Source organism: Lysobacter sp. F60174L2 (assembly GCF_052547135.1).
Genome location: NZ_JBQWRA010000001.1, coordinates 646,508 through 672,532 on the forward strand (window position 1 = coordinate 646,508; position 26,025 = coordinate 672,532).

The 26,025-nt window shown below is 66.6% G+C and carries 28 protein-coding genes and 1 tRNA gene; 20 read left to right on the forward strand and 9 right to left on the reverse strand.

Annotation, left to right across the window (positions count from 1 at the left end; genetic code table 11):
* Position 1: 1 nt before the first annotated feature.
* Positions 2–1,543, reverse strand: coding sequence for an IS21 family transposase (gene istA / locus ACT9AS_RS02865; protein WP_445098604.1), 1,542 nt, complete (start codon positions 1,541–1,543; stop codon positions 2–4).
* Between the two features lie 230 nt (positions 1,544–1,773).
* Positions 1,774–1,968: a helix-turn-helix domain-containing protein gene (locus tag ACT9AS_RS02870; RefSeq protein WP_445099017.1), complete on the reverse strand. Its 195-nt coding sequence runs from the start codon at positions 1,966–1,968 to the stop codon at positions 1,774–1,776.
* 99 nt (positions 1,969–2,067) lie between these two features.
* Here ACT9AS_RS02870 and ACT9AS_RS02875 point away from each other — a divergent pair, with 99 nt between their 5' ends.
* The 7 genes from ACT9AS_RS02875 to ACT9AS_RS02905 are packed head-to-tail and all read left to right on the forward strand — an operon-like array spanning position 2,068 to position 10,234.
* The gene (locus tag ACT9AS_RS02875; RefSeq protein ID WP_445098605.1) at positions 2,068–3,099 is read left to right on the forward strand and encodes a hypothetical protein; all 1,032 of its coding nucleotides are present in this window, start codon (positions 2,068–2,070) and stop codon (positions 3,097–3,099) included.
* The gene (locus ACT9AS_RS02880; RefSeq protein ID WP_445098606.1) at positions 3,096–3,356 is read left to right on the forward strand and encodes a hypothetical protein; all 261 of its coding nucleotides are present in this window, start codon (positions 3,096–3,098) and stop codon (positions 3,354–3,356) included. Before ACT9AS_RS02875 ends, ACT9AS_RS02880 begins: the two co-directional genes overlap by 4 nt.
* A 45-nt stretch (positions 3,357–3,401) precedes the next feature.
* A complete protein-coding gene (locus tag ACT9AS_RS02885; protein WP_445098607.1) occupies positions 3,402–3,794 on the forward strand; it encodes a hypothetical protein in 393 nt (130 codons plus the stop codon).
* A gap of 56 nt (positions 3,795–3,850) precedes the next feature.
* On the forward strand, positions 3,851–5,131 hold the full coding sequence (locus ACT9AS_RS02890) for a TolC family protein (RefSeq protein ID WP_445098608.1): 1,281 nt from the start codon (positions 3,851–3,853) through the stop codon (positions 5,129–5,131).
* A gap of 5 nt (positions 5,132–5,136) precedes the next feature.
* On the forward strand, positions 5,137–6,405 hold the full coding sequence (locus ACT9AS_RS02895; RefSeq protein WP_445099018.1) for an efflux RND transporter periplasmic adaptor subunit: 1,269 nt from the start codon (positions 5,137–5,139) through the stop codon (positions 6,403–6,405).
* Positions 6,406–6,427: 22 nt separating this feature from the next.
* A complete protein-coding gene (locus ACT9AS_RS02900) occupies positions 6,428–9,610 on the forward strand; it encodes a CusA/CzcA family heavy metal efflux RND transporter (RefSeq protein WP_445099019.1) in 3,183 nt (1,060 codons plus the stop codon).
* 3 nt (positions 9,611–9,613) lie between these two features.
* Complete coding sequence (locus ACT9AS_RS02905; protein WP_445098609.1) at positions 9,614–10,234, forward strand: cation transporter; 621 nt, start codon at positions 9,614–9,616, stop codon at positions 10,232–10,234.
* 496 nt (positions 10,235–10,730) lie between these two features.
* On the opposite strand, the gene ACT9AS_RS02910 is transcribed toward ACT9AS_RS02905, so the two are convergent.
* The 4 genes from ACT9AS_RS02910 to ACT9AS_RS02925 form a co-directional block, all read right to left on the reverse strand.
* On the reverse strand, positions 10,731–10,958 hold the full coding sequence (locus ACT9AS_RS02910; RefSeq protein ID WP_445098610.1) for a hypothetical protein: 228 nt from the start codon (positions 10,956–10,958) through the stop codon (positions 10,731–10,733).
* 145 nt (positions 10,959–11,103) lie between these two features.
* Positions 11,104–11,349 carry a hypothetical protein gene (locus ACT9AS_RS02915; protein WP_445098611.1) on the reverse strand — a complete coding sequence of 82 codons (246 nt, stop codon included), beginning with the start codon at positions 11,347–11,349 and terminating at the stop codon, positions 11,104–11,106.
* A gap of 332 nt (positions 11,350–11,681) precedes the next feature.
* Positions 11,682–12,290, reverse strand: coding sequence for an HAD-IA family hydrolase (locus ACT9AS_RS02920; RefSeq protein ID WP_445098612.1), 609 nt, complete (start codon positions 12,288–12,290; stop codon positions 11,682–11,684).
* A 112-nt stretch (positions 12,291–12,402) separates the two neighbouring features.
* Complete coding sequence (locus ACT9AS_RS02925) at positions 12,403–13,473, reverse strand: tyrosine-type recombinase/integrase (RefSeq protein WP_445098613.1); 1,071 nt, start codon at positions 13,471–13,473, stop codon at positions 12,403–12,405.
* 93 nt (positions 13,474–13,566) lie between these two features.
* On the opposite strand from ACT9AS_RS02925, the gene dusA reads away from it, so the two are divergent.
* The 4 genes from dusA (at position 13,567) to ACT9AS_RS02945 (ending at position 17,402) form a co-directional block, all read left to right on the forward strand.
* Positions 13,567–14,586, forward strand: a complete 1,020-nt coding sequence (gene dusA, locus ACT9AS_RS02930) for a tRNA dihydrouridine(20/20a) synthase DusA (RefSeq protein ID WP_445098614.1) — start codon at positions 13,567–13,569, stop codon at positions 14,584–14,586.
* Positions 14,587–14,802: 216 nt separating this feature from the next.
* Complete coding sequence (locus tag ACT9AS_RS02935; RefSeq protein WP_445098615.1) at positions 14,803–15,201, forward strand: PepSY domain-containing protein; 399 nt, start codon at positions 14,803–14,805, stop codon at positions 15,199–15,201.
* A gap of 62 nt (positions 15,202–15,263) precedes the next feature.
* Positions 15,264–15,947 (forward strand): response regulator, encoded by a 684-nt coding sequence (locus ACT9AS_RS02940; protein WP_445098616.1) that lies wholly within the window; start codon positions 15,264–15,266, stop codon positions 15,945–15,947.
* Between the two features lie 60 nt (positions 15,948–16,007).
* A complete protein-coding gene (locus ACT9AS_RS02945) occupies positions 16,008–17,402 on the forward strand; it encodes an ATP-binding protein (protein WP_445098617.1) in 1,395 nt (464 codons plus the stop codon).
* Between the two features lie 154 nt (positions 17,403–17,556).
* On the opposite strand, the gene ACT9AS_RS02950 is transcribed toward ACT9AS_RS02945, so the two are convergent.
* Together ACT9AS_RS02950 and ACT9AS_RS02955 are read right to left on the reverse strand one after the other, a co-directional pair.
* Complete coding sequence (locus ACT9AS_RS02950; protein WP_445099020.1) at positions 17,557–18,309, reverse strand: zinc-dependent peptidase; 753 nt, start codon at positions 18,307–18,309, stop codon at positions 17,557–17,559.
* 42 nt (positions 18,310–18,351) lie between these two features.
* Positions 18,352–18,609: a hypothetical protein gene (locus ACT9AS_RS02955; protein ID WP_445098618.1), complete on the reverse strand. Its 258-nt coding sequence runs from the start codon at positions 18,607–18,609 to the stop codon at positions 18,352–18,354.
* A gap of 204 nt (positions 18,610–18,813) precedes the next feature.
* Here ACT9AS_RS02955 and birA point away from each other — a divergent pair, with 204 nt between their 5' ends.
* From birA to ACT9AS_RS03000, 9 genes are all read left to right on the forward strand, one after another.
* Positions 18,814–19,812, forward strand: a complete 999-nt coding sequence (birA, locus tag ACT9AS_RS02960; protein ID WP_445098619.1) for a bifunctional biotin--[acetyl-CoA-carboxylase] ligase/biotin operon repressor BirA — start codon at positions 18,814–18,816, stop codon at positions 19,810–19,812.
* A complete protein-coding gene (locus tag ACT9AS_RS02965) occupies positions 19,809–20,549 on the forward strand; it encodes a type III pantothenate kinase (RefSeq protein ID WP_445098620.1) in 741 nt (246 codons plus the stop codon). The genes birA and ACT9AS_RS02965 overlap by 4 nt, the downstream gene beginning before the upstream one ends.
* Before the next feature lie 29 nt (positions 20,550–20,578).
* Complete coding sequence (locus tag ACT9AS_RS02970) at positions 20,579–21,259, forward strand: SPOR domain-containing protein (protein ID WP_445098621.1); 681 nt, start codon at positions 20,579–20,581, stop codon at positions 21,257–21,259.
* Between the two features lie 12 nt (positions 21,260–21,271).
* Positions 21,272–21,347 (forward strand) — tRNA-Thr (locus ACT9AS_RS02975).
* 16 nt (positions 21,348–21,363) lie between these two features.
* Complete coding sequence (gene rocF / locus ACT9AS_RS02980) at positions 21,364–22,287, forward strand: arginase (protein WP_445098622.1); 924 nt, start codon at positions 21,364–21,366, stop codon at positions 22,285–22,287.
* A 126-nt stretch (positions 22,288–22,413) separates the two neighbouring features.
* Positions 22,414–22,578, forward strand: a complete 165-nt coding sequence (locus ACT9AS_RS02985; protein WP_445098623.1) for an entericidin A/B family lipoprotein — start codon at positions 22,414–22,416, stop codon at positions 22,576–22,578.
* Between the two features lie 186 nt (positions 22,579–22,764).
* Positions 22,765–22,965, forward strand: coding sequence for a CsbD family protein (locus tag ACT9AS_RS02990; RefSeq protein ID WP_445098624.1), 201 nt, complete (start codon positions 22,765–22,767; stop codon positions 22,963–22,965).
* Positions 22,966–23,101: 136 nt separating this feature from the next.
* Entirely contained in the window at positions 23,102–24,418 is a 1,317-nt protein-coding gene (locus tag ACT9AS_RS02995) for a tryptophan--tRNA ligase (RefSeq protein ID WP_445098625.1), read from the forward strand.
* 76 nt (positions 24,419–24,494) lie between these two features.
* The gene (locus tag ACT9AS_RS03000; RefSeq protein WP_445098626.1) at positions 24,495–25,601 is read left to right on the forward strand and encodes a diguanylate cyclase; all 1,107 of its coding nucleotides are present in this window, start codon (positions 24,495–24,497) and stop codon (positions 25,599–25,601) included.
* A 10-nt stretch (positions 25,602–25,611) separates the two neighbouring features.
* On the opposite strand, the gene ACT9AS_RS03005 is transcribed toward ACT9AS_RS03000, so the two are convergent.
* Positions 25,612–25,995 (reverse strand): VOC family protein, encoded by a 384-nt coding sequence (locus ACT9AS_RS03005; protein WP_445098627.1) that lies wholly within the window; start codon positions 25,993–25,995, stop codon positions 25,612–25,614.
* Between the last annotated feature and the right edge of the window lie 30 nt (positions 25,996–26,025).

Genomic DNA, 26,025 nt, shown 5'->3' on the forward strand with positions numbered 1-26,025 from the left:
ATTAGGTGTAGTAAGGCGCGCCGCGGACGTTCTCGTGAGCGGGCATGGGGTCGTCATTGGCGGCGGGTACATCCACGAGCGGTGTGTGCTCTATGCCCCGCTGGAGCATCGACTTCACCGAGCTGATGCTGTTGGCATGGGCGCGCAGCGCTCGGTCGCAAGCGGCCTGCACCCGTTCGGGGCCGTAGTCACGAACCAGTTTCTGCAGACCGCGACAGGCCTGCAGGGATTGGGCCGGCCGTCGATGGAACTCGATGTGGTGCAGAACGAAACGGTGCACGGCGCCGCCCAGCTGCTCGGCCCACGCGATCAACGCGCCCGATTGGTCCTGCGAGTAAGCGCGGTGCGCCTTGGGCTGGTGCTCGGGGAAGGTGCTACAGCCACCTGGGTCCTCGTTCCGGCGCACATGGAGTGCTACGCGCCGCTCGCGGTGAAACACCATCACCGCGTCGCGGGTGACCTTGATATTGACCTTGGCGCCGACCAAGGAATACGGCACCGAGTAATAGCGCCCTACGCACGGGACGTGATAGTCCTGCCCAACTGTAACCTTGAGTTTCCAGTCGGCGAATTCGTACGGAGTCACAGGCAAGGGAGCCAAAGCGGGCGCATCGAGTTCGTCGAACAGCTGCTGGCGGCTCTTGCCGCCGCATGTGCGCATCGGACGGTTATTCAGCCGCTCGGTCAGCTCTGCAATTGCAGCATTCAACTCACCGAGCGAATAGAAAACGCGGTTGCGCAGGCGCGCCAGGATCCAGCGCTGGGCGATCTGTACCCCGACCTCGACAGCCGCCTTGTCCTTGGGCCTGCGTGGACGCGTGGGCAGAACCACAGTGTCGTAGTGCGCTGCGAACTCGGCGTAGGTCATGTTCAGCAATGCCCCTTCCTCGCGCGAGATGGACGTGACAGCCGCCTTGAGGTTGTCGGGCACTAGGAACGTCGGCACACCCCTGAGGAACGCCAGTGCTTTGGCGTTGCAGGCGATCCAATCCGGCAATCGCTGGGTGTGCACCGCGTAAACGAAGGTCTTGCGACTGGCGCCCATGACGGCCACGAACAACTCGACCGGCGTCTTCTTGCCGGTGGCGCGATCGGTCAGGGATGGCCGGACACCGGAGTAGTCCAGGAACAGTTTCTGGCCTGGCAAGTGGATCTGGCGCATCACTAAGCCACGCGCACGCGCATAGCGGCGGTAGCGGCGCCGAAACTCGGTCTCCGACATTGCGCCGGATTCGAGGCCCAGTGCGTACTCCTCGTGCAGCAGCACGAGGGTGACGCCGCGACGCTGCAGTTCCTTGTGCACATCAGCCCAGTTGGGCTCGACAAACAACTTTCTATGGCGGCTGCGGTTGGGGTTGAGCTTGCGGTCGAGTGCCAGCTCCTCCAGCGGGTCGATCTGCTCCCATGACACCAGTGCTTCTTCGGCCAGTCGCTGCCGATAGCGGCCCACAGTGGTGGGCGAACAAGTCAGCTTCTCGCCAATCTGTCGGTTCGACAGGTCGGTGCGCAGCAGTAGCCGGCACACCTCCTTCAATGAACTCATCGTGCATCCTCGCGGGCACGGCAGCCTGTGCCGATACGCCACATGCGACTGATCGCACGAGACAGGGCACAGATCGCCATCGCCGACCCGATTAGGCCGACGGTGCTTGACGTAAGAAGGGAAGATGCAGAGAATGCAGTCGTCAACTTGCTGCTGCATCCCGAGCCCCCGAGCGCGTCAACGCCGGGGGCTTTTGCATGTCCCGCGTATCCGATTGCGTGCGGGCTAGGTCATAGGGGTAGCTCCGAGGGGCGATCGGTCCCTGAAGCCGCTTGCCGGGCCAGCCACTGTTCGACCTCGGCAGTGAGGAACAGACGCCGACGGCCCACCCGAAACGAGGGCGGCATCGGAAAGCCGCGGCTCAATCGGTTGCGAGCTGTGTGCTCGGATATCTTGAGAATCCGGCTCACATCCAGAAGCGTCATGGTGTCCACGGCTTGGCTCCGAAGGCATCCGCAATATCGCGTGACCTCATCCTAGAGCCCTGTGGCAGACTCGATCTACTGCGAAATCTGGACACTTGATTGCCACTCCATGTCAGCGATGCGCAGATTGACGCCCGCTTCGGCTCCGACGTGGCCCGTGCGCTTCGCGCCATCAAAGGAGCGATGGAAGGGCGGGCCGTGACTCCGGCCGTCGCGATGGGATTGGTCAAGGCGCACCTGCTTCCCCTGGTGCCCGAGGCCCACCACGGAATCTTTCACAAGCGCAGAGCTGCCTCTTGGGATGGCCTCTTCTTCATCTACGCCGACCTAGGGTTCTGTTGCGGATCATCCGAGCATCCATTGGTCGATGTGATGGCCGCGGTCGGGCTGATTCACGGTCAAACAAAGGTGCCTCCACGCGAGTTCCAGTTTCCGACATCCGTCGAAGTGACCTACTTTTTTCATGTGTGCGGATATCTGAAAGTGCCCACGGAGCGCTGGCGACGCATTGCAGGGCATCCGTACATTGACCCGTTCCGGTTCTGCACCTTCTGCTGGCGACAGCCGCTGCCGAGGCGAAACTTGTGTGCCATCCATGCCAGTTCCGGGCAACTGGAAGTGTTGCCGGAGCATTCGATTGAAACCGTACACCGCTCCCCGGCCGCCCGATACCGAGCCGGCGCTCGGGAACGGATGCTGTTCGATACGATCGCTAACCGTCTTCTGACCCGCGAGGTCACCGAATTTCATCAAAGTGGGTTCGAGGCCCCCTTCCTGATCCCTGCCACGCAGGTGGGCGACTGGTTGGCCGAGCGGCGGCCAGCGGTATGGCAAGCGTTGTCCGACTGGCAGAGCACCCTCGCCGACGACACTGTCACGGCCACGTTGCTCAACTTGCTCCAGGATCCCCGTGTGTTTCCGCTACCCGTCCGGCGACACTATGAGATCGTGAACCGCCATTATTTGCAGCACCCAGCGATCATCTGGCCCATGCTTCTACGCGCCGAAGCTCTGTTGCGCGCCCGGGCCGAACGGAAACAGCGCTGGGGAGGCCAGCGTTCTGGCGCAGGACGTCGAGGTCGGGAGGCTGGAACAGGGGCCAATTCAATGGCGAAGGTGCATTCCGAATGAACGCTTTTTCTTGGATGTTCACCGTCTGCAATCGTCGGCACGTGCTGGATGCCGTGGTATCGCTGCTGGCCGCGATCACCCAGCTTCGCCAGTCCACCGCGACCGCCAACCAAGCACTCGATCAGGCGTTGACGCAGTTGGCTGGAGCTCGGGCGCAGCAAGCCGAACGCGATGCGCTCGCTTGCACGAGGGCGAGGGCCGAATTCGCTGATGGGCCTCAGGCATTCGCTGCGCTCCTGGGAACGACCTCGGCATAGAGTGAAATTGTGTAACCCCGCGTCCCACAGGTACCCTGCGCGACCATGACCCGTTTTCGTCCCCGCCGCTGGTTGCCGCTCCTGCGCGTTCTCGTGCTGGGGCTCTTTGCGCTGGGGTTGGTGCTGCAGCCGGTAATGGCGGCCGTCGGCGAGATGCACGAACTTGCACACGATCCCTCGGGCACGCACAGCCACGACCTGCACGCCGACGAGTTGGGTGCGGAACTGGCCGCGGCCGGCGAGCAGGACCAGGGCGGAGCCAAGACCCTGCACGTGCTGCTGCATTTTTCGCACTGCTGCGGTGCGACCGCGGCCCTGCTGCCCGTGTTGAAGCCGCTCCCGGTCATGCCGTTGAGCGGCCGCCTGGCGATCGCGAAGACGCCGATCCCGCTGCAGGCGCGCCTGACTTCACCGTTCAAGCCTCCGATTTTCGTGTGACCGCGCCGCCGGCATGACGCCGGCACCTGTCATCTCGAATAATCGGAGCAATCCCCATGCGTTTGCGACTCGCGGCCTTCGCCGCGCTCTTCGTCGTGTGTGCCGTGGCCTTTCCCACGCACGCCGCCGACCCTTTGACCCTAGACGACGCTTTTCAACGCGTCGCCAACACCCATCCCAACTTACGGCTGTTCGGCACCCGTCGTGACGTGCTGGAAGCCGAACTGGATCGGGCGTCGTTGCACCCGGCCTTGGTCGCCGGCGCCAGCGTCGAGAACGCGTTCGGCACCGGCGAGGCCAGTGGCCTGCAGGGCGCCGAGATCACCCTGAGCCTGGCGTCGGTGCTGGAGCGTGGTGGCAAGCTCGATGCGCGCCGAACCTTGGTGCAGAGTCGGATCGATGCGTTGGCCGTCGAGCGTGCGACCCAGCGGCTCGACCTGCTGGCCGAGGTGGCGCGTCGATATCTGGCGATCGTAGCCGCGCAGCAGCAAACCGCGATCGCGCGGTTTGATATCAAGCAGCGCGAGTGCACGGTCACCGAAGCCCGCAAGCGGCTGCAAGCCGGCGCCTCGCCCGAATCGGTGGTGCTCACCGCGCAGGCGGCATTAGCCCGGGCCGAACTCGATCGTGCGCGGGCGCAGCAACGCGAGACGGCCGCACGCCAACATCTGGCGGCGCTGTGGGGCGAACGTGCCCCCACGTTTGAGGTGGCCGGCGGTGATCCGCTGGCGCTGCCCGAGGTGGCCGACTTTGCGGTGCGCGCCGATTGGCTGGCGCGGACGCCGGAGCTGGCACAGTTCGTTGGCGAGGCGCGCATCCGTGAGGCGCGCCTGCAACTCGCCCGCAGCGAAGCGACGCCGAACCTGGACTGGCAGGTCGGCGTGCGCCGGCTGCAGGGCAGCGATGACTTCGGCCTGATTGGCAGCGTCTCGATCCCGCTGGGCAGCGCGAGCCGGGCCCAGCCTGGCATTCGCGCCGCGCGGGCCGAACTGGCCGGGCTGGAGATCGAGCGCGAAGCCAAGGGCCTGTCGCTGTACTCGACCTTGGCCGAGGCTCACGGCCGTTATCGCGTCGCCGAGGTCGAGGTCGAGCGCCTGCAGGACGATGTGCTGCCCCGGCTGGCCAAGGCCGAAGCCGCCACACGTGCGGCCTACCGCGCGGGCGCCACCAGCTATCTGGAATGGGCGACGTTGCAGGCCGAGCGCACCGCCGCGCGCAAGCAACAACTGGAGGCCGCGCTGGATGCCCAGCGTGCCTTGATCGAAATCCAGCGACTCACTGGCCAGGCGTTCGTTGCCGGCGCCGGGTCCAACACCGAACAAGGAGTTTCACCGTGAAGCCTATCCACCTGATCAGCGCGCTGGCGCTGGCACTGTCATTGGCCGCCTGCGGCGGAGAGTCCGGCGGCGATGACCACGCCAACGAGGCTGCTGGCGATCATGCCGCGGAAGAATCCGGCGAACACGCTAAAGCGGAGGCCGAAACTGGCGAGCACGGCGGTCGCTTGCTCGAACAAGACGGCTACACGGTCGAGCTGACGATGGCCGAGGACGGCAAGCCGCCGCGCTTCCAGGGCTGGCTGTACGAAGACGGCGAGCCGCTGCCGGCGACGGCTGGAAAGGTCGAGGTGCGGGTGACTCGCCTGGGCGGCCAGACCGCGAGCTACACCCTCACTCCGCAGGAGGACGGCAGCCTGGCCGCGGCCGACACCGTCGGGGAGCCCCATTCGTTCGAGGTCGAGGTGCGGGCCAGCATAGGCGATGAGATGCTGCGCTGGGAGTATCCAAGCTACGAGGGCCGCACGGTAATCGCCGCGGCAACCGCCGAAAAATCCGGCATCGAGGTGCAACCCGCCGGTCCCGGCGTGATTGCCGACGAACATGAGGTCCAAGGCCTGCTGACGCCAATCGAGGGTCGGGTCGCCGAGGCCACCGCGCGTTTTCCCGGCCCTATTCGCTCGCTGCGCGCCAATGTCGGCGATCGAGTGCGCGCCGGGCAGACCCTGGCGACGATCGAAAGCAACCTCAGCCTGAGCAACTACAGCGTCGCCGCGCCGATCTCCGGCGTGGTCACCGCGCGTAGCGCTTCGGTCGGCGGGCTGGCCGGCGAAGGGATGCCGCTGTTCGAGATCGCCGACCTGTCGCAACTGTGGGTCGACTTGCACATCTTCGGCGCCGACGCCCAGCACATCCAGCCGGGCGTGCCGGTGGCGGTCACGCGCATGAGTGACGGCAAGACGGTCGAGACCGTGCTTGAACGCGTGCTGCCGGGGATGGCGACCGCCAGCCAGAGCACCGTCGCCCGCGCCACGATCGACAACGCCGACGGCCTGTGGCGGCCCGGCTCGGCGGTCAAGGCGCGGATCACCGTCGAACAGCAGCCGGTCGAGCTGATGGTGCCGCTGTCGGCGCTGCAGACCATGAATGGCGAGGAGGTGGTTTTCGTGCGCGTCGGCGACGCCTATCAGGCGCAGCCAGTCGAGGTTGGCCAACGCGACGGCCGACGGGTGGAAATCCTGTCGGGCCTCAGCAAGGGCGATCAGGTCGTAGTCGAGGAGAGCTACCTGATCAAGGCCGACATCGAAAAGGAAGGGGCTTCGCATGAGCACTGAGCCCCGTTCTAGCGAGGGCGGTCTGCTGGAAAAAATCGTCCGATTCTCCATTCACCACCGCTGGATGATGCTGGTGTTGACCTTGGGGTTGATCGGCGTGGGCATCTGGAGCTTCACCAAGCTGCCGATCGACGCCACCCCCGACATCACCAACGTCCAGGTGCAGATCAACACCGAGGCGCCGGGCTACTCGCCGCTGGAGTCCGAGCAGCGCGTCACCTATCCGATCGAGACCGCGCTGGCCGGCCTGCCACGACTGGACTACACCCGATCTCTGTCGCGCTATGGGTTGTCGCAGGTAACCGTGGTATTCGAGGACGGCACCGACCTGTACTTCGCCCGGCAGCAGGTGGCCCAACGGCTGCAGCAGGTCCAGTCGCAGATCCCGGAAGGGCTGGAGCCGCAGATGGGGCCGATCTCGACCGGCTTGGGCGAGATCTTCATGTACACCGTCGACGCCGCGCCGGAGGCGCGCAAGCCCGACGGCACGCGATGGACTGCGACGGACCTCCGCACGCTGCAGGACTGGGTGATCCGGCCGCAGATGCGCAACACGCCCGGCGTCACCGAGGTCAACACCATCGGCGGCTACGAGCGCCAGATCCATATCACCCCGGACCCGTCCAAGCTGGTCGCGCTCGGTTTCACGCTGCAGGACATCGTCGATGCAGTGGCCGCCAACAACCAAAACATGGGCGCGGGTTATATCGAGCGCAACGGCCAGCAGTACCTGGTGCGCGTGCCCGGCCAGGTCGGCGGGCTGGATGAGATCCGCAACATCGTGCTCGACCGGCGCGAAGGCCTGTCGATCCGGGTGAGCGACGTGGCCCAGGTCGGCGAAGGCCCGGAGCTGCGCACCGGTGCGGCCACCCAGAACGGCGAGGAAGTGGTGCTCGGCACGGTCGCCATGCTGGTGGGCGCCAACAGCCGCGAGGTCGCCCAAGCCGCGGCGGCCAAGCTGGAAGACGCCAACGCCAGCCTGCCGGCCGGGGTCCAGGCGACTGCCGTGTACGACCGCACCGAGCTGGTCGACCGCACCATGGAGACCATCTCCAAGAATCTGGTCGAGGGCGCGCTACTGGTGATCGTGGTGCTGTTCCTGCTGCTCGGCAACTTCCGCGCGGCGCTGATCACGGCCGCAGTGATCCCGTTGGCGATGCTGTTCACCATCTTCGGCATGGTCAAGGGCGGCGTGTCGGGCAACCTGATGAGCCTGGGCGCGCTCGACTTCGGTCTGATCGTCGATGGCGCGGTGATCATCATCGAGAACTGCCTTCGCCGCTTCGGCGAGATGCAGCAACGGCTCGGCCGAGTCATGACCGACGAGGAGCGCACGGACCTGACCGCCACGGCGACCGTCGAGGTGATCCGGCCGAGCCTGTTCGGGCTCTTCATCATCGCAGCGGTGTACCTGCCGATTTTCGCGTTGACCGGGATCGAAGGGAAGATGTTCCACCCGATGGCGATCACCGTGGTGCTGGCGCTGACCGGTGCGATGGTGCTGTCGCTGACCTTCGTGCCGGCGTCGGTCGCGATCTTCCTGAGTGGCCGAGTCGAGGAGAAGGAGAACCGGGTGATGCAGTGGACCAAGCGCCGCTACGCGCCACTCCTGGCTTGGTCCTTGCGCCGCCGCAGCTGGGTGCTCGGCGGCGCGTTGGCGCTGGTTGTGGTCTCCGGCCTGCTGGCAACGAGACTGGGCAGCGAGTTCATCCCAAACTTGGATGAGGGCGACATCACCATGCATGCGATTCGCGTCCCCGGCACGGGAATCGAGCAGGCGGTGAAGATGCAGATCGCGGTCGAGGAAGGGGTTATGGAAATCCCCGAGGTCGAACGGGTGTTCAGCAAAATCGGCACCGCCGAAGTTGCCACCGATCCGATGCCGCCGAACGTGGCCGACACCTTCCTGATGATGAAACCGCGTGACGCGTGGCCCGATCCGCGCAAGCCCAAGGAGGTCCTGGTCGCGGAGATCGAGGAAGCAGTGTCGGAAATCCCCGGCAACAACTACGAGTTCACCCAGCCAATCGAAATGCGTTTCAACGAGCTGATCTCGGGCGTTCGCGCGGATGTCGCGATCAAGGTGTTCGGTGATGACCTGGATACGCTGGTCGAGGTGGCCGAGCAGATCGAGGCGATGACCAAACAGGTCAGCGGTGCCGCCGATGTCAAGACAGAACAGGCCACCGGCCTGCCGCTGCTGACGGTGGTGCCGGATCGGGAGGCGCTGGCGCGCTACGGCCTGAACCCGAGCGTGGTGCAGCAGACCGTCGCCACCGCCGTGGGTGGCCAGGTCGCCAGCGAGTTGTACGACGGCGATCGGCGCTTTGACATCGTGGTGCGATTGCCCGAACAGATGCGGGCGGATCCGACGGCGCTGGAAGACCTGCCCATTCCCCTGGGCGGGAACATCAACGCCGACGAGTCCAGCCGTGATCCCGCGTGGTCGGACGACACCCCGCAGACCATCCCGCTGCGCGAGGTGGCGACGATCGAGAAGATTCTCGGACCGAACCAGATCAACCGCGAGAACGGCAAGCGCCGCGTGGTGGTCACCGCCAACGTGCGCGACCGCGACCTGGGCAGCTTTGTGGCCGAGCTGCAGCAACGCGTCGAGCAGCAGGTCGACATTCCGGAAGGCTACTGGGTCGACTATGGCGGCACGTTCGAGCAGTTGATCTCGGCCAGCCGGCGACTCGCGGTTGTGGTGCCGGTGACGCTGGTGCTCATCTTCGGCCTGCTGTTTATGGCCTTCGGCTCGGCCAAGGACGCGGCGATCGTGTTCAGTGGCGTGCCGCTGGCGCTGACCGGCGGCGTGTTCGCGCTGGCGCTGCGAGGGATCCCGTTGTCGATCACCGCCGGCGTCGGCTTCATCGCACTCTCGGGTGTGGCGGTGCTCAACGGCCTGGTCATGATCGCCTTCATCCGCAAGCTGCGCGAACAGGGCGACCCGCTGGAGAACGCGATCGTCGATGGCGCGCTCGGACGCCTTCGCCCGGTGTTGATGACGGCGCTCGTGGCCTCGCTGGGCTTCCTGCCGATGGCCTTCAACGTCGGCACCGGATCGGAGGTGCAGCGACCGCTCGCGACGGTGGTGATCGGCGGCATCGTGTCCTCGACCCTGCTCACGCTGCTGGTTCTGCCGGCGCTCTACCGTTGGCTGCACCGCGACACCGAGTCCCGTCAGAAAGTCCTGGAGGGCTGACCCATGGGTGATTCATGCTGCAGCGGCACCGTCGATATCCGCGCCATGGAGGCGCGGCAGCGGAGGGTGCTGATGATCGTGCTGGCGATCAACATCGCAACGTTCGTAATGATGCTCTCGGCGGCCATCTACAGCGGATCGTCGTCGCTGCTATCGGGCAGCCTCGACAACCTGGGCGATGCGCTCACCTACCTGCTGAGCATCGCTGTGATCGGCGCCAGCACACGGGCCAAGGCCAAGGTTGCGCTGCTCAAGGGATTGCTGATCCTGGGGGCCGCAATGGCGGTGGCGGTCCAAGTCGGCTGGCGCCTCGCGCACCCCGAAGTGCCGATCTTCGAAGCCATCGGCATCGCGGCGCTGCTTAACCTGGCCTTCAATGGCATCTGCCTATGGCTGCTGACGCCCTACCGCCATGGCGACGTGAACATGGCCTCGGCATGGGAGTGCTCGCGCAACGACGTGTTCGAAGGCTTCGCGGTTCTGTTCGCAGCCGTGGGCGTCTGGCTGTTCGATGCTGGCTGGCCCGATCTGCTCATCGCCGCGGCGTTGCTGGTGATGTTCCTGCGCTCGGCGTGGCGGGTGCTTGGTTCCGCGTGGCGTAGCTATCGTACCGAGTCGGAATAGCGAGTTGCGGTCCTTTGCTAACCCTGCTCTAAGGACCGCCAGAAGAAGAAATGCCCCGCTTGCGACGGGGCATTTCGTTCGCTGGCTTGCTGATCAGCAACAACCCAGCGGGCATCCTGCCGCGGCCCAAGCCGCGAACGTGGTGGCGAACAGTGCGATACCCACCAAAATTTTCGTCTTCATCGAAAGATCCTCCAGTTGAAGCCCATTGGCACTAGTTAGGATGGACCTGGCCGTGAGGTCAGTCAAACGCGGCAAATTTGGATTGCTATGCTGCCCCTGAAGCTAGGAGTGAGCGATGCGCGACCGCTATACCCCCCTGCTGAGTGCGAGCGATGGCTTCGCACCGATGTCGCTGCCGCTTATGACAGGTTCAAACCCGACCCATCGCGTGCCTTGACCATCAACGAGGTGCGGTCTCATCTCGCCAAAGCCCGCGATGAGCGTGAAGTGGCAGCGCCGTCGCACGAAGGCTAGCCCTCGAGGCGCGTTGGCCTCAGCGTTTGCCGAGCGAGGACCGGATCTCTTTCAGGATGGTCTGGAAGTCGTCGACGGCAATTCGTACATCGTCAGATCTGACACTTACCTGCGGACCGTGATATCCGCCCCTTTTCGCGTCTTCCTCATGGACATCTGCCCCGTACATGGCTGTAACGAGACGATCGAGCCGTTCTTGAAGCGCGTTGTGGAGCTTCTCGGCCTTCGCTTTTGAGTGGTAGGGCATAGGTTCAACCTTCAGTTTGATGATGCGTAGCGCGTTGATTGGCCAGCAGCTCTATCGCGCGAACTTCGACATGCTCGTACACGCTGTCTTTGATGCCGTCGGCCGAAGCGTTTTTGCCACTGTCTCAATAACCCGGCAGTCGCCGTTATTCCAATGCGTCGTCGTCATTCCAGCGCGGCCGGCCCCACGCGATCGCATGGAACCATTGGGCAGCTCTGCCTCGGTCTAGGCTCGTTCCGCTTTCGACAGTCGGCGCCAAATCGGCCATGAACGCCTGCAGGACCTCGGTCGGCGAGACACCGTGGCCTTCGCAGTACTCGGCGAAGTCAGGGGGCACGGAGATGGTGAGAGGCGGGTAGCGGTCGCGCTCCATATCGCGGTCCTTGAACATAGGCCTGGATTGAGCATATCAGCGGCTACGATTTCGACCGAAGCCCGATGTGGTCAGCCGCTTGGCGCCGCTGACCAGGTCATGTGGCGGCGCCGTCCAGTTTTCGCGGTGGCGGTGTCCAGTTCGTTTGGCGGCAGTGTCCAGAAGTCAGGCGGTATGTAAGTACAACGCATCTTTCCGCACGAGGAGAGAGGGCAAGATGTGTGTTGTACCGGTACACGGCTTCCCCAAGTACCGTTCCATCACCGGCTTTACTAGCACCTCGTGCTCGACTCGATCTTGCTCTGCGAGGCTCACCACCGCTCCGCGGCCATCCTGGGCCCATCAGAATCTCAGGGCAGAGGGGGCAGGCGAGGCAGTAGCTCAGAAAGGCTCGTGAGATCTCCGCGGCTCCGACGGCGGCGGTCGAGATGTAGTGCTTTGCACCCAGCCCGTCGCGCCCCTGCCACGTCCGCTCGATAGCTGTCGCCGACCATCAACATGGTGGTCGGGTCAACCTCCAAAGCTTCGGCAGCAAGCTCGTAAATCCGCGGCGACGGCTTCATGACGCAGACTTCGCAGCTCCAAATGGCGCTATCAACCGCCGAGCCGATCAATCGAATGGCGGGGCCGATGTATGGAATTGCGAGGTTTGAGCAGAGCCCAATTCGGTAGCCGCGGATGCGCAAGGTCGTGAGAACACTTAGCACTTCAGGGTAGAGACGGGCGCTGGCTATCTCCTCGCGTAGGTGCTGCTCTAGTGTCGTGAGCTCCGATTGCGACATTTGCACGTTGAAAAGTTCAGCAGCTTCAGCAAGGTCGATTGGGCTACACATAACTTCGCGTGCGAACGCCGCCGGACTGACGCTGCCCCTACGGATCAAGTCTTTGTACGCACCCGTCTGCCGCTGCAGTTCTATGAGCGTTCCGTAGACATCGAAGAGCACCGCACGCGTTTTCACTTTCGAATTGTGCTCCGAAGGTAATCATCCATCGCAGATTCTCCCTGCGGGCTATTCTTCCCGCGGCGACGATCACCGCACACCTAAGCCTCAAGCTGAGCGATTAGGTGTCTCAGTCGGGACGGGCAATGAAGCCGTCGCGGTGTAGAGATTCTGGGCGAAGTTGGGTGTAGCGCTTCAGTTCCTGCCAGCTTTCATGGAGCGTCACCGTCGCAACCTGCTCAATGCTGTAGCCCTGTTCGAAGAGGCGCGATGTCGCTTCGTGTCGAAGATCGTGGAAGCGCAGGTCGTGAATGCCCAAGGCGACACAACCTCGTCGAAAGGCGGTACCGATCGAATCCGGTTCGTAGGGAAAGATGCGCTCGCCGTCCCGCGGCTGACGCTGCACCAGGTCCCACATCCCCGCTAGGAGAGGGAAGCGCCGGTGGTTCCCCTCTTTCGAACGCGGGTGCTTCGCATCGCGCAGCAGTGCCGTACGCGTCTCTGCGTCTAGATCGGCCCAGAGAAGGCGGGTGATTTCACCTTCCCGCTTCGCGGACCCAACCGCGAAGTCGATGATGTCCTCCATGGGAACCTTCATGCGCCAGCGGCTCTCAGCGAAGTGCGCCTTTAGTCGGTTGAGCTCGTCTTGTGTGGGGCGCCGCGTTCGTTTCGCGGGACGAGACACAAGCTTCATGAGGCGAAGCGTGGGGCGGGCCTCAGCTACGGGATCATGGGCGAGCCGCAACTGCCCCACTGCCTTAGAGACCTTGAGCATTTCGGAGAGGTAGCCGAGCTCCACATTCATCGTTGCGCCGCCACAAGGCGGCACCCGGTGGCCCGCGCCGTTGACATGTTCGCCCTGCCGGCGTCGGCGAACATGTTCAATGATGTCCCCAGGGGTCAGCCGTCTCGCCACGATGGAGCCGAGGCCCTCCTTGACCCTGGTGAGGTTGCCCTTCTGGGTGAGGCTGATGCCCTTCATCCGGCGTACATACCCGGAGTACCAATCGACGAGCTCGCCGATGGTGGGGTCTTCGTTTTCGCTGTGCCCCCGGGCCTCCTGGTCGGCCAGCTCACGCTCGATGCGTTCCGCCCAGATGCGTGCAGCGGTCTTGGTCGGGAACGTGCGTGATTTGGCCTTGAACCCCTTTCGACGGACAATGGCCCGCCAGCGGTCTCCCCGCGCCTGATAGGTTGCCATGTGTACCACCTCTTTCTGGTACACCAATGGTACACATGACTCGGGAATTCGCGGGAAAAGCCGGGAATGAGCGGGACACCGGAGCGCCGCTAAATGATTGAACAATCGAACAGTACGTTGAATAAGAAGGTCATCAGGTTGTCCGTTGCACCCATGATGGACTGGACCGATTCGCACTGCCGCGTGTTCCACCGCTTGCTCGCGCCGCACGCGCGGCTCTACACCGAGATGGTCCATGCCAATGCGGTGATCCATGGTGATCGCGCGCGCTTGCTGGCGATGGATCCGGTCGAGCATCCGGTTGCCTTGCAACTGGGCGGCAGCGAGCCGGAGTTGCTGGCACAGGCCGCACGGATCGGCGCCGACACCGGCTTCGACGAGATCAACCTCAATTGCGGCTGCCCGTCCGACCGGGTCCAGGCCGGTCGCTTCGGCGCCTGCCTGATGCGCGAGCCGGCGCTGGTCGCCGCATCGGTCGCGGCGATGGTCGAGGCCTGCGACGTGCCGGTCACGGTCAAGTGCCGGCTGGGAGTGGACAACGACCACGACTACGACCGTTTCCGCGACTTCATCGACGAGGTCGCCGATGCCGGTTGCGCGATGTTCGTGGTCCATGCGCGCAACGCGTGGCTGCAGGGACTGTCGCCGAAGGAGAACCGCGAGGTGCCGCCGCTGCGCTACGAATGGGCGTACCGGCTCAAGCGCGAGCGGCCGGACCTGCAGGTGATCGTCAACGGTGGCATCCGCGACGAGGCCGAAGCGGGCGCGCACCTGGACCACGTCGACGGCGCGATGCTCGGGCGCGCGGCGTACCACGACCCCTACCTGCTGCACCGGCTCGATATCGAATGGTTCGGCGGCGTCCAGCGCACGCGCTCCGATCTGCTGCGCGCGTTGCGTCCGTATGTCGAAGCGCAGCTGGAGCGTGGCGTGTTCCTCAAGCACATCACCCGGCACCTGCTTGGCCTGTTCGCCAACCAGCGCGGTGGCCGCGCGTTCCGCCAGGTGCTCAGCGAGGGCGCGCACCTGCCCGGCGCCGACTGGAGCCTGGTCGAACGCGCGCTGGTGGTCACCGAATCGTTCCAGGCCGACGTCGCCACCGCGACGCCCTGAACCTCCATCCCGCTCGTACCCGCGACGACGGTCCGGACGGATCGACGCCTTCCCGCGAGCGGGGGCTTGCCAAGGCGACGCGATCCCGGCTGAATGGAGGCCATGATGTGAAGAAAAAGTTCAGATCGGATTCACCGCCTCGTTCCGACAATGCAGCATCGCCGCTGCGGACGCGTTCCAGCACCGCGTGGCGACTTCTTTCGTCTTGTGAGCGTCATGCAGACCCGTCCAGCCGCCGTCGCCATTTCGCTTGTGCTGTTCTCCACCGTTACGGTGGTGGCCGGCGATGCGATGGCGCAGCGCACCCGGGCCGCGTCGCGTGAGTCCGATCGCAGCCTGGTCGAGCGCCGCACCGACCGCGGCCACGCCGGTCACCGCGACGAACGCAGCGACGATCACAGCGCGCTGTCCGCCGCGGTCCGCCGCATCGAGCGTCGCACCGGTGGACAGGTGCTGAGCGCCGAGCGCGTGCCGTACGATGGCCGCGACATCAACCGGGTCAAGGTGGTCGATGCCAGCGGCCGCGTCCGCGTGTACGTTGAAGACCCGCGCAGCCGTGCCGTGCGCAATGCGACACCTTCGCGTCCGAGCCGTACACGCGACGACGACAACTGAACCGCCACTCTTCACTCGAAAGTCCCCTGTTCAGGGCCGATCGGGCCGCACAAGGAGTACCCATGCGAATCCTGCTGGTGGAAGACGAAGCGCCCTTGCGCGAAACCCTTGCTGCGCGCCTGAAGCGTGAAGGCTTCGCCGTCGATGCCGCGCAGGACGGCGAGGAGGGCCTGTACATGGGCCGCGAGGTGCCGTTCGACCTCGGCATCATCGACCTCGGCCTGCCGAAGATGTCCGGCATGGAGCTGATCAAGGCACTGCGCGAGGAAGGCAAGAAATTCCCGGTGCTGATCCTGACCGCGCGCTCGAGCTGGCAGGACAAGGTCGAGGGCCTCAAGCAGGGCGCCGACGATTACCTGGTCAAGCCTTTCCACGTCGAGGAACTGCTGGCCCGGCTCAACGCGCTGGTCCGCCGCGCCGCCGGCTGGAGCAAGCCGACCCTGGAATGCGGCCCGGTGATGCTCGACCTCGCCGCGCAGACGGTCAGCGTCAACGGCAGCAACGTCGACCTGACCAGCTACGAGTACAAGGTGCTCGAGTACCTGATGATGCATGCCGGCGAACTGGTCTCGAAGGCCGACCTGACCGAGCACATCTACCAGCAGGACTTCGATCGCGACTCCAACGTGCTGGAGGTCTTCATCGGCCGCCTGCGCAAGAAGCTCGATCCCGAAGGCATGCTCAAGCCGATCGAGACCGTGCGTGGCCGAGGCTACCGGTTTGCCATCCCGCGCAGCGGGGACTGAGCACGGCTGCCGCGGCGCCCGGACCACTGACGGTGGCGGCGCCCCGGCCGGTCGCGGCGCATGAGCTGGGGTCAGCCGCGTTCGTTGCAGGCGCGCCAGTTGCTGGCCGCCAGCATCGGCCTGGTCGCGTTCCTGGCGTTGGCCGGCTACGCGCTTGACCGCGCCTTCCTCGAAACCGCCGAGAGCAACCTCTACCAGCGCATGAGCAGCTATGCGGCGGCCTATGCCGACAGCGAGTTCGCCCGCGACGGCACCTTCGTGCCGCCCTACATGCCGCCGGACCCGCGTTTCGACCGGCCCGGCAGCGGGCTCTATGCTGAAATCGTGTTGCCCAACGGGCACTGGGATTCCACCTCGTCGATCGGCCCGGTCCTGCCCGACGGGAAACTGCTCGAAGCCCCGATGGAAACCTTCGAGGGGCCGCTGGAGATCACCGAGATCAACGGCCAGGTCGGCCAGGCCTACCGCTACGGCCGCGGCCTGATCTATGTCGGCGGCGACGATCCGGATTCGGAGTTCCCGTACACGATCTACATCCTCGAAGACACCACCGCGCTGAGCCGGCAGGTCGAAGTGTTCCGCGAGGCGTTGTGGCGCTACCTCGGCGGCGCCGGCCTGATCCTGCTGCTGCTGCAGGGCCTGATCCTGCGCTGGAGCCTGCGCCCGCTGCGCCGGGTGATCGAGGAGCTCAAGCGTGTCCAGCGCGGCGTCACCTCGCGCATGAGCGAGCGCCACCCGCGCGAGCTGGAACCGCTGGCCGAGAGCATCAACGCCTTCATCGAGATCGAGCGCGAAAACCTCGACCAGCAACGCAACACCCTGGCCGACCTCGCGCACAGCCTGAAGACGCCGCTGGCGGTGCTGCGCGCGCGGCTCGACGACAACGTGCCGGAGGCCGAACTGCGCGAGGACGTGGACCTGCAACTGCGCCGCATGAACGACCTGGTGTCGTACCAGCTGGCGCGAGCCGCCTCCAGCGGCCACGCGTTGTTCTCGGCGCCGATCGACATCGAACCGCACGCCGAACAGCTGGTTCGCAGTCTCGAGAAGGTCTACGCCGGCAAGGGCGTGCTGTGCGAATTCGACATCACCGAGGGAGTGCAATTCCTCGGTGAGCCCGGCGACCTGCAGGAGTTGCTCGGCAACCTGCTGGAGAACGCCTTCAAGTGGGCGAACTCGCGCGTGTTGCTGACCGCCCGTCCCGGCGAGACCGCACCGAACCGGCGCCCGGGGCTGCTGATCGCGGTCGACGACGACGGCCCCGGGATTCCGCCGGAAAAGGTCGCGCTGGTGCTGCAACGCGGCGTGCGCGGCGACGAGCGCGTGCAGGGCCACGGCATCGGCCTGTCGATCGTGCAGGACCTGGTCCGCGCCTACCGCGGCGTGCTGGACGTGCGCGCGTCGGAAGAACTGGGCGGCGCGCGCTTCGAAGTGCAGCTTCCCCCGCGGCTCTAGCCCCGCCGTTTTTTGTAGGAGCGACGTAAGTCGCGAACGCCACCGAAATCGGTTGTCGAAGCTGGCGGGCTGGTTCGGAATCCCGAGCTCGCACCGGGGCGCCGCGCGCAGCACGACGACCGGTGCATCGGTGAAATCGCGACTTACGTCGCTCCTACAAAGGCGTATCCGCGAAGGGCGACGGTCCGTAGAAGCGCACCAGCTGCGCCGCGACCGCCGGCATCGCGGCCCGCAGCGTCGCGGGGTCGCTGAAGTGGTACTCGGTCACCACCGCAAAGAACTCCTCCGGCGCCTCCGCCGCATACGGGTCGATCGCGGTCGGCTCGCCGCGATCGACCTGTGCCACCAGCGCGTCGAACGCCTGCTGGAAATCACGTACCCACTCGCGCTGCCATGCCCGCGGCAGCGGCGGGGTGCCGTCGAGCACGCCATCGAGTACGTCGAGCTTGTGCGCGATTTCGTGCGCGGCCACGCAGAATCCCTCGCGCGGATTGGCGCAATCGGATTGCACGTCCGCCCACGACAGGATCACCGGGCCTGCGTCCCAAGCCTCGCCAATCAGTTCGTCGTCCCATTCGTGCAGCACGCCGGCAGCATCGACGTGGCTGCGCTGGACCCGGAACGCGTCGGGATAGACGATCAGTTGCGACCAGCCGTGCAGACCCTGTTCGCCGAATTCCAGCAACGGCAGGCAGCACGCCGCTGCCAGCAGGGTGCGCTGGTGCGGATCGAGTTGCAGGCCGCCGACCGGGGTGATGGCCTTGCGTTGCAGGAACAGCGCGGTGAGCGTGCGCAGCCGCGCGTCGCGTCCGGGGTCAAGCGATGCCAGCCAGGGCAGCGCACGCCGGGTATCGGTCCAGAGATCCTGGTCGATCGCGTCGGGAGCGGGTCGCCGGCGGCGAAACAGGCCGAACAAGACGGGTCGGTGGGTGCGCCGGCCGATGCCGGGTCAGCGGAACATGCCTGGCAGGAAGCTGTGCCAGCGCGGTGAACTCAGGCGGCTCGGCGCATCGCTGTGGACGCTCGGCTTGACCTCGGTCGCACGCGAAGGGGTCGCGGCGGGAGTGCGCTCGATCGCGTCGCTCTTGGCCGTGGCGGGCTTTGCGTCGGGACATGCGCCGCTGTTGGGCGAGCTCAGCTTGACCTCGCGCGCAACCGCGGTCGCGCTCGATACGGCGATCAGCAGGCACAGGCAGAGTCGCAGCATGGGAGTTCTCGCCTGCCGGGACGGCGCCCCGGCCAGCTCTTGACTATAGCGCAAACCCGGGCGGTGGGGATGGACAAGGGATGTTGCAGTGCGGTAAGGGCCGGCCAGGCGTGCGTTCACGCATAATCGGGCCATGCCAGATCCTCGCTGCACACCGGCCGCCCGCGGCCAGTCAAACCCCGGGCAATCCCCGAGCGCCCGCTGATGGACGATCGCGCGCTGCTGATGCGCTTGGCCCGTGGGCCGGCAACCGGAGAGGCCCTGGCCGAGGCCGCCGGCCAGTCCCGCGCGGCCATCTGGAAACGGATCGAGGCCTTGCGCGAAGCCGGCGTCGTGATCGAGGCCAAGCCCGGCCGAGGCTATGCGCTGGCGCAACCGGTGGAACTGCTCGACAGCGATGCGATCGCGGCCGCGCTGCCGCCGCCCGTGCGTGCGCGTACCGCCACGGTGGAAGTCGCCTGGACCGTGGATTCGACCAACAGCGAACTGCTGCGCCGGCCCAGTGCGGCCGACGGTGCCGCGACCATCCTGCTGGCCGAGCGCCAGACCGGTGGTCGTGGGCGACGCGGGCGCGAATGGGCCTCGCCGCTGGCGGCGCATGTGTACCTCTCGGTGTCGCGCAGCTTCGACGGCGGGCTCGCGCGGCTTGGCGGGCTCAGCCTGGTCGCGGGCATCGCCAGCGTCGAGGCTCTGCACGCGGCGGGCTTCACTTCGGTGCGGCTGAAGTGGCCCAACGACCTGGTCGTGCCGGGCGCGGACGGTGGCCTGCGCAAGCTTGGCGGGCTGCTGGTCGAGGGCGGCGGCGAGCACGCCGGACCGGTGCGCGCGGTGATCGGGCTCGGTCTCAACGTAGGGATGCCGGCGGCGTTCGCGGCGCGGATCGACCAGCCTTGGTGCGATCTTGCCGGCCTCGCCGATGCGCCGCCGTCGCGCAACGCAGTGGTCGCGACCCTGCTGTCGCGCTGGCTGCCGGCACTCGACGAGTTCGATGCGGACGGGCTGGCGCCGTTCCTGCCGCGCTACGCCACGCTCGATGCGCTTGCCGGGCAGGCGGTCGTCCTCCGCGGCGACCATGAGGTGCTGGCCGGCACCGCGCTTGGGCTGGCTCCGGACGGTGCGCTGCAGGTGCGCCTGGACGGAGGCGGGGAGCGCAGCTTCCATTCCGGTGAAGCCAGCGTGCGGCGCGCCGGTGCAACGGCATGAACCGCTGGGTATTCGACCTCGGCAACACCCGGCTCAAGGCCGCACCGCTGGATGCCCGCGGCCGGGTCGGCGAGGTCGTGGCGATCGCCCACGGTGCCGCCGGTTTCGAGGCGGATCTCGCGCGTTGGCTGCCGCGGTCGTTCGACGTCGCCTACCTCGCCAGCGTGGCGGCGGAGGAGGTCCGGGTGGCCGTCCTGCAGGCGCTTTCGACCCGCTGCCGGCGCATCGCCATCGCACGCACGACCCGGCGCTGGAACGGGCTGCGGATCGCCTATGCGGAGCCATCGCGCCTCGGTGTCGACCGCTTCCTCGCGATGCTCGCCATCCACAACGCGAATACCGGCCCGGCGTTGGTGTGCGGGGTCGGCACCGCGCTGACGATCGACCTGCTCGACGCCGACGGCCAACACCGCGGTGGCCGCATCGCACCATCGCCTGCGCTGATGCGCGAGGCCCTGCACCGGCGCGCGGCGCATCTGTCGATCGACGGGGGCCGCTACAGCGAGTTCGCCGACGACACCATCGATGCGCTGGCATCAGGCTGCGACGGCGCGGCGCTCGCACTGATCGAGCGCAGCCTGGCCGAGGCCGCGCGCGAACCGGGCCGGGCGCCGACACTGGTCCTGCATGGCGGCGGTGCGCCGGGCCTGGTCGATCGCGTGCCGTCGGCGCGTCTGCTGCCGACGCTGGTGCTCGATGGCCTTGCCGACTGGGCTGCCCTCGACGGGCATGGGTGATCGCGGCACGCTGCCCTACAATCGCCGCCATGCTGATCCGCGCCCTCATCGTGTTGCTGCTGGTGATCAACCTCGGCGTGGCCCTGTGGTGGGGGCTGCGACCGGTCCCACCGGCGCCGTCATTGCCCGCGCCGCCCCCCGGCGTCGCGACCCTGCAACTCGTGACGGAAAGCAAATCCGCGCCCGGCAACATCGCGGCACCGATGGTCCCGGCCAAGCCGGAGATCAGCCAGTGCGCCAGCTTCGGCCCCTTCAGTACCGCTCCGTCCCTCGAACAGGCGCGGGTCGCCCTGGAACCGCTGGTACTGCAGTCGCGGGCGCGGCGCGAGTACAGCGGCACGCCGCGTAACTGGAAGGTGTTCCTGCCGCCGTTCGACAGCATGGAGCAGACGGAGGCCGCCGCCGAACGGGTGGCCGCGGCCGGGTTCAAGGACTATTTCGTGGTCCGGGATGGTGATGACGCCCGTTCACTGGCGCTGGGCCTGTACGGCAACGAGGCGTCCGCCAACGAGCGGTTGGCGGCGCTGTCGGCGGCCGGATTCGAGGCGGAAGTGGCGCCCGTGGGGGCCGGCCCGGCCACGCACTGGCTCGATGTCGGGGCGGCCGCGGGGTTCGATATCGACGCCGCCCGCGATCGCGCCGGTACCGAGCGCGCCGAAACCATCGACTGCGATCGCCTCGCGCCGGCCGCCACCGCCGACGCACGTTAGAATGGGCGTTTCGCCGGCTTAGCTCAGTTGGTAGAGCAACCGCCTTGTAAGCGGTAGGTCGTCAGTTCGACTCTGACAGCCGGCACCACGTCAAGGAGACGCCCATGAGCCGCACGTACCCACCTGTCTCGATCATCGGCGCACCGACCGACATCGGTGCCGGGGACCGCGGGGCGCGGCTCGGGCCGGAAGCGCTGCGCATCGCCGGACTCGGCGAAGCCCTTGCCGCCCGCGGCGTCGACGTACTCGACCGCGGCAACCTCGACGGCCCGCGCAATCCCTGGCAAGGCCCGGTCGACGGCTTCCGCCACCTGCCCGAGGTCACCGAGTGGAACCGCGTGGTGATGGAGGCAATGCACGCCGAACTCAGCGGCGGCCGCATGCCGATCCTGCTCGGCGGCGACCATTGCCTCGGGCTGGGCTCGATCACCGGCGTCGCCCGCTACTGCCGCGAGGCCGGCAAGTCCCTGCGCGTGCTGTGGCTCGACGCCCACGCCGACTTCAACACCAGCGACGTGACCCCGTCGGGCAACATCCACGGCATGCCGGTGGCCTGCCTGTGCGGCCTCGGCCCGCGCGAGCTGACCCACCTCGGCGGCGACGCCCCGGCGATCAGGCCCGAGGTGGTCCGCCAGATCGGCATCCGCTCGGTCGACGAGGGCGAGAAGCGGCTGGTCAAGCAGCATGGCCTCGACGTCTACGACATGCGCTACATCGACGAGGTCGGAATGAAGCGGGTAATGGAGGAGGCGTTGGAGGGCATGGACGACAACACCCATCTGCACGTCAGCTTCGACGTCGACTTCCTCGACCCATCCGTCGCCCCGGGCGTCGGCACCACCGTGCCGGGCGGCCCGAACTACCGCGAAGCGCAGCTGTGCATGGAGATGATCGCCGACAGCGGCCGCATGGCCTCGCTCGACATCATGGAGCTCAACCCGATCCTCGACCGCGACAACGCCACCGCGCTGGTCGCGATCGACCTGGTCGAGAGCCTGTTCGGCAAGTCGACCCTGATGCGCGACTGAGCCGGACGCTGAACGGGTCTGCGGTGGATGCACATCGGCTTCACGCCGCTTCACGCGATGATGCAGCCACGGTCATGCAACCGCTGCACGGCCAGTATCCGCAAGCCCATGTTCGAGGAGAAACCCATGAAGCGTCTGGTCTTTTTGATGTTGCTGTCCCTGTTTTCCGCGAGCACCCTGACCGCCTGCAACACCATGGCCGGTGTCGGTGAAGACGTCGAAGCCGCTGGCGACAAGATTGAATCCGAGGCCGAAGGCCACCTGGATTGCGATACCTCGGACGAGTGCTGATCCACGCCAGCAGTCGCTGAAGAAAAGGGCCGGAGCAATCCGGCCTTTTTTGTTGCCGGACGCCGGTATTGCAACGGCCTCGTTTGCGGCTAACGCAATCGTGACCCGCTTTGAATGTCGTGCCTGCGAAGCTGGACGCGTGATGCAGCTGCATCGCGACTCCCCCGCAACGAAGAGGACACGCAAATGAACAACGACATCATTGCCGGCAAGTGGAGCCAGCTGAAGGGCAAGGCGCAGGCCAAGTGGGGCGACCTGACGGACGACGACTTCGACATCGCCGAAGGCAATACCGAGTACCTCTCCGGCAAGCTCCAGGAACGTTACGGCTGGAACCGCGAACGGGCCGACCAGGAAGTGCGTGACTTCAGCCAGACCCTGACCTGACGCCCCGTCCGCAGCGCCTTCCCCGGCGCACGGTATCCAGCGGGCCGGCCATGCCGGCCCGTTTTTCATGCCCGGCGGTGTGGGAGGTCGCAACGCGAGAGGTAGACTGGCCGGCCTATCCGCAAGAATCCGCGTCATGCAATCCACCCGTATCCTCACCGGCATCACCACGTCGGGCACGCCGCACCTGGGCAACTATGTCGGTGCGATCCGTCCGGCCGTGGCGGCCAGTCGCGCCGATGGCGTCGAGAGCTTCTACTTCCTCGCCGACTACCACGCCCTGATCAAGGTGCAGGATCCGGCGCGGGTGCAGCGTTCGACCCTGGAGATCGCCGCGACCTGGCTGGCCTGCGGGCTGGAGCCCGACAAGGTGCGGTTCTACCGCCAGTCCGACATCCCGGAAACCACCGAGTTGACCTGGCTGCTGACCTGCGTGGCCGGCAAGGGCATCCTCAACCGAGCGCATGCCTACAAGGCGGCGGTCGACAGGAACCGCGAAGCGGGCGAGGACGACGATGCCGGCATCACCGCCGGCCTGTTCATGTATCCGGTGCTGATGGCGGCCGACATCCTGCTGTTCAACGCCCACAAGGTGCCGGTGGGGCGCGACCAGATCCAGCACATCGAGATGGCGCGCGACTTCGGCCAGCGCTTCAACCATCTCTATGGCGAGCACTTCACGTTGCCCGAGGCGGTGATCGAGCAGAGCGTGGCGACGCTGCCCGGACTCGACGGCCGCAAGATGAGCAAGAGCTACGACAACACCATCCCGCTGTTCGCACCGCGCGGGCAGCTGAAGAAGCTGATCTATTCGATCGTCACCGACTCGCGTGCGCCGGGTGAGCCGAAGGATGCCGACGCCTCCCACGTGTTCCAGCTGTACCAGGCATTCGCCTCGGATGAGGAGGCCGGCGCGATGCGCGAAGCCTTCCAGGAGGGCATCGCCTGGGGCGACGCCAAGCAGGCGTTGTTCGAGCGCATCGATTCCGAGGTCGCGCCGCTGCGCGAGCGATACGAGGCGCTGATGGCCGATCCGGCGGCGATCGAGGCGATCCTGCGCGATGGCGCCGCCCGGTTGCGGCAGGAGCACGCGGTTCCGGCGTTGCGTGCATTGCGCGACGCGGTCGGCCTGCGCGACCTGTCGGCAGTGGCGACCGGCACGCGCGGCGACATGGCGGCGCGGCCCGGCCTGCCGGTGTTCAAGCAGTATCGCGAGGCCGACGGCCGCTTCCATTTCAAGCTGGTCGAAGGTGACCGCGTGCTCCTGCAGGGCGGTGGCTTCGATTCGCCGAAGGACGCCGGGCAGCGCATCGGCGCGCTCAAGCGCGACGGGTTCGACGGGGTCGGCCCGGGACTGGCGCTCGGGGACGGCGTGGCTGCGGCCGATGTGCAGACCGCCCTCGATCGGCTGGCGGCGGCCGAGCGCGAGAAGGTCGCGGCCAGGGGCGGGTGAATGCGGTGGGAGCGGCGTGACGGCCGCATTCAGCGACGCCCGATAGGCTTGGCGGGTGACTGCCGATCCCGCCCCCATGCCGCGATCCACGACCCCGCCTCCTGTCGACGAATCCCGGCGCCAGTCCGCGCTGGACGCCTACGCGATCCTCGACACCGGGCCGGAACAGGCGTTCGACGACATCGTGCGCCTGGCGGCGATGATCTGCGATGTGCCGGCGGCGACCATCTCGCTGATCGACCGTGACCGCCAATGGTTCAAGGCCCGGGTCGGCGACCTGCCGCCGCAGACGCCGCGTCGCGAGGCGATCTGCGATTACGCGATCGCCAACCAGGGCCAACTGCTGCTGATCGAGGACATCGAGGCCGATCCCAGGTTCGCGGGTCATCCTGCGCGGATCGACGGGCGCCCGCTGCGGTTCTACGCGGGCGCGCCGATGCTCAGCCCCGACGGCCATGCGATCGGTACCGTGTGCGTGCTCGACGTGGTCCCGCGCACGCTCGACGCGCGCCAACGCGACGGCCTGGAAGTGCTGGCGCGGCAGACCCAGAGCCTGCTGGAACTGCGCCGCTACGCGCTGGAGCAGCGGTGCCTGCTGGCCGAGCGCGAGGCGTTTGCGCAACAACTTGAAGCCGCCCGGCTCGACCTGCAGCGACGCCACGACCGGCTCGCACACACCGCCATCCACGACCCGCTGACCGGCCTGCTCAACCGCGCGGGACTGTCGCAGCTGCGCGCCAGCGAGGCCGACATGGCGCGGCTGGACGCCGGCCCCTATGCGCTGATGCTGCTGGACATCGACCACTTCAAGCAGGTCAACGACCGCCATGGCCACCTGCTGGGTGACCGCGCGCTGCGGGCCGTGGCCGATGCGGTGGCCGCGTCGGTGCGGACCGGCGATGTCGCCGTGCGCTACGGCGGCGAGGAGTTCCTGGTGGTGCTGCCGGCGGCGCGGCTGGACGGCGCCGCCGAGGTCGCCGGGCGCATCCGCCAGGCCGTCGAGGAGGCGAGCCGGATCTCGTTGCCGTTCAGGCTGACGGTCTCGGTCGGCATCGCTTCGGGCGATCCGGCGCGCGACCGCCCGGAACAGGTGTTCGACCGCGCCGACCAGGCGCTGTACCGGGCCAAGGCCGGCGGGCGCGACCGCGTGGTGGCCGACGATACGTTGCGGTTCGGGGACTAGGCCGGGTCGGTCAGTCCCAGCGGTTCGGGGTGGCGCGATGGTTGTCCTCGCGCATCCTCACCACGCAGAAACGTTGTCCGTCGGGCGCCTGCATCACCCACCAGCGCTTGACGAAGGCGACCCGGGTCGCGCCGAGCGCCTCCAGCCGGGCGACCTCGGCGTCGATGTCGTCGGTCTCGATGTCGAGGTGCACGCGCGACGGATGCTCGACCTTCTGCACCTCGACATGCAGGTCGCCGGGCGCACCGCCGAACTCGGCGTACTGGCCGGTGCCGCCGGAGTCGGGATCGACGACCTCGATGCCGAGCGCGGCGCTCCAGAAGCGGGCGGAAGTGTCGAGATCATCGGTGCGGCTGTCGATGATGAAACCGGCGAGTCGGCTGCGATGGGCCATGGGGGGTTCTCCGGTGCAAGGTGGGCCCAA

Coding starts and splice junctions, on each gene's coding strand:
- ACT9AS_RS02940 (WP_445098616.1), top strand. CDS start 15,264: ATGCGAATCCTGCTGGTGGAAGACGAAGCGCCCTTGCGCGAAACCCTT.
- ACT9AS_RS02995 (WP_445098625.1), top strand. CDS start 23,102: ATGCAATCCACCCGTATCCTCACCGGCATCACCACGTCGGGCACGCCG.
- ACT9AS_RS02925 (WP_445098613.1), bottom strand. CDS start 13,473: ATGGCAACCTATCAGGCGCGGGGAGACCGCTGGCGGGCCATTGTCCGT.
- ACT9AS_RS02890 (WP_445098608.1), top strand. CDS start 3,851: ATGCGTTTGCGACTCGCGGCCTTCGCCGCGCTCTTCGTCGTGTGTGCC.
- ACT9AS_RS02910 (WP_445098610.1), bottom strand. CDS start 10,958: ATGCCCTACCACTCAAAAGCGAAGGCCGAGAAGCTCCACAACGCGCTT.
- ACT9AS_RS03005 (WP_445098627.1), bottom strand. CDS start 25,995: ATGGCCCATCGCAGCCGACTCGCCGGTTTCATCATCGACAGCCGCACC.
- ACT9AS_RS02915 (WP_445098611.1), bottom strand. CDS start 11,349: ATGTTCAAGGACCGCGATATGGAGCGCGACCGCTACCCGCCTCTCACC.
- ACT9AS_RS02970 (WP_445098621.1), top strand. CDS start 20,579: ATGCTGATCCGCGCCCTCATCGTGTTGCTGCTGGTGATCAACCTCGGC.
- ACT9AS_RS02905 (WP_445098609.1), top strand. CDS start 9,614: ATGGGTGATTCATGCTGCAGCGGCACCGTCGATATCCGCGCCATGGAG.
- ACT9AS_RS02935 (WP_445098615.1), top strand. CDS start 14,803: ATGCAGACCCGTCCAGCCGCCGTCGCCATTTCGCTTGTGCTGTTCTCC.
- ACT9AS_RS02880 (WP_445098606.1), top strand. CDS start 3,096: ATGAACGCTTTTTCTTGGATGTTCACCGTCTGCAATCGTCGGCACGTG.
- ACT9AS_RS02985 (WP_445098623.1), top strand. CDS start 22,414: ATGAAGCGTCTGGTCTTTTTGATGTTGCTGTCCCTGTTTTCCGCGAGC.
- ACT9AS_RS02965 (WP_445098620.1), top strand. CDS start 19,809: ATGAACCGCTGGGTATTCGACCTCGGCAACACCCGGCTCAAGGCCGCA.
- dusA (WP_445098614.1), top strand. CDS start 13,567: ATGATTGAACAATCGAACAGTACGTTGAATAAGAAGGTCATCAGGTTG.
- ACT9AS_RS02870 (WP_445099017.1), bottom strand. CDS start 1,968: ATGACGCTTCTGGATGTGAGCCGGATTCTCAAGATATCCGAGCACACA.
- ACT9AS_RS02885 (WP_445098607.1), top strand. CDS start 3,402: ATGACCCGTTTTCGTCCCCGCCGCTGGTTGCCGCTCCTGCGCGTTCTC.
- istA (WP_445098604.1), bottom strand. CDS start 1,543: ATGAGTTCATTGAAGGAGGTGTGCCGGCTACTGCTGCGCACCGACCTG.
- ACT9AS_RS03000 (WP_445098626.1), top strand. CDS start 24,495: ATGCCGCGATCCACGACCCCGCCTCCTGTCGACGAATCCCGGCGCCAG.
- ACT9AS_RS02990 (WP_445098624.1), top strand. CDS start 22,765: ATGAACAACGACATCATTGCCGGCAAGTGGAGCCAGCTGAAGGGCAAG.
- ACT9AS_RS02955 (WP_445098618.1), bottom strand. CDS start 18,609: ATGCTGCGACTCTGCCTGTGCCTGCTGATCGCCGTATCGAGCGCGACC.
- ACT9AS_RS02945 (WP_445098617.1), top strand. CDS start 16,008: ATGAGCTGGGGTCAGCCGCGTTCGTTGCAGGCGCGCCAGTTGCTGGCC.
- rocF (WP_445098622.1), top strand. CDS start 21,364: ATGAGCCGCACGTACCCACCTGTCTCGATCATCGGCGCACCGACCGAC.
- birA (WP_445098619.1), top strand. CDS start 18,814: ATGGACGATCGCGCGCTGCTGATGCGCTTGGCCCGTGGGCCGGCAACC.